Origin of the sequence: Mesorhizobium sp. M1A.F.Ca.IN.020.04.1.1 (genome assembly GCF_003997315.1) — a bacterium.
Lineage (GTDB): Bacteria > Pseudomonadota > Alphaproteobacteria > Rhizobiales > Rhizobiaceae > Mesorhizobium.
Genome location: NZ_RZSN01000275.1, coordinates 1 through 4957, shown reverse-complemented (window position 1 = coordinate 4957; position 4957 = coordinate 1). Strand labels below are relative to the sequence as shown.

The window sequence follows — 4957 nt, the reverse complement described above, 5'->3', positions numbered from 1 at the left end:
GTGAGGCCGAAGATGAAGATGTTGTCGTCGCCGACGCGCTCCTTGATCTCGACATTGGCGCCGTCGAGCGTGCCGATGGTCAAGGCGCCGTTGAGGGCAAACTTCATGTTGCCGGTGCCGGAAGCCTCCATGCCGGCGGTCGAGATCTGCTCGGAAAGATCGGCCGCCGGCATCATCACCTCGGCGAGGCTGACATTGTAGTTCGGGACAAACACAACCTTGAGCAGGCCGCGCGTCGAGGGATCGCCGTTGATCACCCGGGCGACGTCGTTGGCCAGTTTGATGATGAGCTTGGCGTTGTGGTAGCTCGGCGCCGCCTTGCCGCCGAAGAATTTAACCCGCGGCATCCAGTCCCGCTCGGGATGCGAGCGGATCTGGTCGTAGAGCGCGATCGCCTCCAGAATGTTGAGCAATTGGCGCTTGTATTCGTGGATGCGCTTGACCTGGATGTCGAACAGCGCTGAAGGATCGAGCCTGATGCCGAGCCGGTCGGCGACTAGGTTTGCAAGCCTCACCTTGTTCTGGCGCTTCACGGCGGCAAACTTCTCGCGGAAAGCGGAGTCGCCGGCAAGAGGATCGAGATCCTTGATCGCTTCGATGTCGTCCATGAAGCGGTTCCCGATCGCTTCGCGGGCAAGCGCGGTCAGGCCGGGATTGCACTGGATCAGCCAGCGCCTGGGCGTGATGCCGTTGGTCTTGTTGTTGATGCGGTCGGGATAGAGCTTGTGGAGATCGGCAAACACCGTCTCCTTCATCAGATCGGTGTGCAGCGCCGAGACGCCGTTGATCGAATGCGAGCCGACGAAAGCGAGATTGCCCATGCGCACGCGGCGGTCGCCATTTTCCTGGATCAGCGAGATGCGGGCGATCTGCTCGCCCGAGAATTTTCCGGTGGCCCGCGCCTCCAGGAGAACCTGGGCATTGATGGCGTAGACGATCTGCATGTGGCGCGGCAACAGACGCTCGAACAGCGGCACCGGCCAGCTTTCCAACGCCTCCGGCAGCAACGTGTGGTTGGTGTAGGCGAAGGTACGCTTGGTGATGTCCCAGGCAAGGTCGAAATCCATGCCGTGAACGTCCATCAGAAGCCGCATCAGCTCCGGCACGGCGACGGCCGGATGGGTGTCGTTCAGGTGGATCGCGGCCTTGTCGGGCAGCGACTTCAGGTCGCCGTACTGGCTGAGGTGGCGCTGGACGATGTCCTGCAGCGAAGCAGTCGAGAAGAAATATTCCTGGCGCAGCCGGAGCTCCTGCCCGGCCATGTGCGAGTCGGCCGGATAGAGAACGCGCGACAGCGCGTCGGCCTTGTTGCTTTCGGCGAGCGCGCCGATGTGGTCGCCGGCATTGAACTTGTCGAGCAGAATCGGGTCGATCGGCATGCCGGACCACAGCCGCAGCGTGTTGACGCGCTTGGCGCGCCAGCCCGCGACCGGCGTGTCATAAGCGACCGCCAGCACATGCTCGTTGGGCCTCCAGACATGGCGCTCCAGGCGGCCGTCCTTTGAGGTGATCGATTCCACCGAACCGCCGAAGCCGACCTCGAAGGAACGTTCGCGCCGCTCGAACTCCCATGGGTTGCCATGGTCGAGCCAGGTCTCCGGCAGCTCGACCTGCCAGCCGTCATGGATCTCCTGCCGGAACATGCCGTTGGCGTAGCGGATGCCGTAGCCGTGGGCGGGAATATCGACCGTTGCCATGCTTTCCATGAAGCAGGCGGCGAGCCGGCCGAGACCGCCATTGCCTAGGGCTGCGTCCGGTTCAAGGCCGGCGATCAAGTCGAGATCCACGCCGAGCGATGCCAGCGCCTCGCGCATGTTCTCCATCAGGCCGAGATTGGAGAAGGCGTCGCGCATCAGGCGCCCGATCAGGAATTCGAGCGAGAGATAGTAGACGCGCTTTTCCTGCTGGTCGTAGGCTTCCTTGGTCGCCTGGATCCAGTGATCGACGACGCGGTCGCGCACCACCTTGATCGAGGCGGTCAGCCAGTCGTAGGGCGTTGCGACGGTGGTGTCCTTGCCGACCCGGTACTTGAGCGACATCAGGACTTCCTCGGCGAGCGTCCTGGGATCGGGGTGATCGAGAGCGGGGGCTTCGATCGTCATGGCGGGTTTCATATCGCCTCTCGTTCGGTTGGCCTGATCATAGCGGCTTTCACCGTTTCTCCTACCCAGTTTGCCGCGCTGCAGCATATAATGTTAAATCGATTTAGGGCGGAGTGTCCATCCGATGCACCTGCGGCTAATTACCATGGTGGGGCGGAGATCAGGCCGCCAGCGCGTCCTCCGGCGGCTTCTTGGCGCCGGTCATGAGCGCGACGGCATCCGACATCGAAATCTGCTTCGGATCGACGACGCATAGACGCCGTCCAAGCCGGTGGATGTGGATGCGATCGGCAACCTCGAAGACATGCGGCATGTTGTGCGAGATGAGCACGATCGGCAGGCCGCGCTTCTTGACGTCGAGGATCAGCTCGAGGACGCGGCGACTTTCCTTGACACCGAGCGCCGCCGTCGGTTCGTCCATGATCACCACCTTCGATCCGAAGGCGGCGGCGCGAGCCACGGCGACGCCTTGGCGCTGGCCGCCCGAAAGCGTCTCCACCGCCTGGCTGATGTTCTGGATGGTCATCAGGCCGAGTTCGGTCAGCTTGTCGCGGGCGCGCTTTTCCATCGCCGGACGATCCAGCATGCGGAACCAGCTGCCGAGCGGACCCGGTTTGCGGATCTCGCGGCCGAGAAACATGTTGTCGGCGATCGACAGCGCCGGCGACAATGCCAGGTTCTGGTAGACGGTCTCGATCCCCGCCTCGCGGGCCTCGATGGGCGATTTGAACTGGACCTGCTTGCCGTCCAGCTCAATCACCCCTTCATCGGGATGCACGGCGCCGGAGATCGCCTTGATGAGCGTCGACTTGCCGGCGCCGTTGTCGCCGATCACGGCCAGGATTTCTCCCGGGTAGAGATCGAAGTCGCAGTTGTTGAGCGCGGTCACGCGGCCGTAGCGCTTGGTCAGACCGCGCGCGGTGAGAACAGCCTGCTGGGTCATGGTTACACCGAAACCTTTCTGATCCACTGGTCGATCGCCACGGCGCCGATAATCAGGACACCGGTGAGCAGCACTTTCCATTGCGGGTCAGCGCCCAGCATGTTGAGGCCCATCGAGACGACGCCGACGATCATGGCGCCGAACAGCGTGCCGAGGATGGAGCCGCGGCCGCCAAAGAGCGAGATGCCCCCGATCACGGTCGCGGTGATCGCTTGCAGATTATAGTCGGTGACGGCGGCGGACGGCGAGATCGAGCCGTTGCGGCCGATCGACACCCAGGCAGCGAAGGCGGCGATCAGACCGGCAAGCGTATAGACGGCCATCAGCACAGACTTGGTCTGGATACCGGAGAGTTTCGCCGCTTCCGGGTCGTCGCCGACGGCATAGACATGGCGGCCCCACGCCGTGTGGTTGAGCACATACCACAAGAGCAGCACCAACAGGACCATGGCGATGACGCCGGCCGTCAGCACGGCGGAGCCGACCCTGAAGCTCAGCGCGAAGAGATGCAGCAGCGGCGCCTGAGCGTCGACATCGGCGTCGCGGATCGTCTCATTGGCCGAGTAGATGAAATTGGTGGCCATGACGATGTTCCAGGTGCCCAGTGTCACGATGAAGGGCGGCAATTTCATATAGGCGACCAACAAGCCGTTGAGCATGCCGCAAACCGCGCCTGCGCCAAGCCCAAGCACCACGGCCAGGATTGTCGGCATGCCATAGGTGATGGCGCAGTTGCCCATGACCACCGCCGAGATGACCATCACCACGCCGATCGAAAGATCGATGCCGGCGGTCAGGATGACCAGCGTCTGGGCAGCCCCCAGGATGCCGACGATGGCGATCTGCTGCAGGATCAGCGTCAGCGTGTAGGACGAAAAGAAGCGGCCGCCGATGGCAACGCCAAAGATGATGACCGACAGCACCAGCACGATCAGCGGCACCGCCGCCGGCGTGGAGTGCAGGAAATGCTGGGCGCGCTTGACGAATGACTTGCCGTGCTCGTCGAAGGCCGCGACGCTGCTGTCGCTGCCCGAAAGTACCTTCTCGAATTCCTGAATCTGAGACATGTATCCTCCCGTATGCGCACAGCCTTCTCATTGCTGCGCGCGCCGTCGACGCCTCTTCCGGTCTGTCGCCAGGATTGTCCGCGCTTGACGAAGGCGCATCGTCCACCCGATGCGGCCGGGGATCAAGCCCCCAGCCGCAAGCTTTGTGAACCGTCAGAGCGTCAGCCCCAGCACTTGGCGAGGCCTTCCTTGGTGTCGATCGACTTGACGCCGTTGGCTGGCTTGTCGGTAACGAGATTGACGCCGGTGTCGAAGAAGTTCTTCCCTTCGGTCGGCTTCGGCTTCGTTCCGTCCTTGGCAAATTTGGCGATCGCCTCGATGCCGAGCGCCGCCATCTGCAGCGGGTACTGCTGCGAGGTGGCGCCGATAACGCCCTCGGCAACCGACTTGACGCCCGGGCAGCCGCCGTCGACCGAAACGATCAGCACCTGCTTTTCCAGACCGACGGCCTTGAGCGCCTGGTAGGCACCGACAGCGGCCGGCTCGTTGATGGTGTGGATGACGTTGATGGTGTTGTCCTTTTGCAGGAGGTTCTCCATCGCCTTGCGGCCGCCTTCCTCGTTGCCGTTGGTCACGTCGTGGCCGACGATGCGCGGATCGTCCTCGTCGCCGATCTTGTTGGGATCCTTCACGTCGATGCCGTAGCCCATCATGAAGCCCTGGTCGCGCAGAACGTCGACGGTCGGCTGCGAGGGAGTGAGGTCGAGGAAGCCGATCTTGGCGTCCTTGGCCTTGTCGCCGAGCGTGGCGGCGGCCCAGGCGCCGATCAGCTTGCCGGCCTCCAGATTGTCGGTGGCGAAGGTCGCGTCGGCAGCGTCGATCGGATCGAGCGGCGTGTCGAGGGC

4 protein-coding genes are annotated in these 4957 nt (G+C 63.2%); all 4 read right to left on the bottom strand.

What is annotated here, in order from left to right:
• On the bottom strand, positions 1-2114 hold a 2114-nt coding region (locus EOA49_RS30210; protein ID WP_164749330.1), incomplete at its 3' end, for a glycogen/starch/alpha-glucan phosphorylase.
• Between the two features lie 148 nt (positions 2115-2262).
• Entirely contained in the window at positions 2263-3045 is a 783-nt protein-coding gene (locus EOA49_RS30205; protein WP_066997791.1) for an ATP-binding cassette domain-containing protein, read from the bottom strand.
• A 2-nt stretch (positions 3046-3047) separates the two neighbouring features.
• Positions 3048-4112 carry an ABC transporter permease gene (locus tag EOA49_RS30200; protein ID WP_066997793.1) on the bottom strand — a complete coding sequence of 355 codons (1065 nt, stop codon included), beginning with the start codon at positions 4110-4112 and terminating at the stop codon, positions 3048-3050.
• Between the two features lie 161 nt (positions 4113-4273).
• On the bottom strand, positions 4274-4957 hold a 684-nt coding region (locus tag EOA49_RS30195; protein ID WP_164749329.1), incomplete at its 5' end, for a substrate-binding domain-containing protein.

Excerpts from the sequence above, each read along its gene's own strand:
- EOA49_RS30205 (WP_066997791.1), bottom strand. The coding sequence starts at position 3,045 with ATGACCCAGCAGGCTGTTCTCACCGCGCGCGGTCTGACCAAGCGCTAC.
- EOA49_RS30200 (WP_066997793.1), bottom strand. The coding sequence starts at position 4,112 with ATGTCTCAGATTCAGGAATTCGAGAAGGTACTTTCGGGCAGCGACAGC.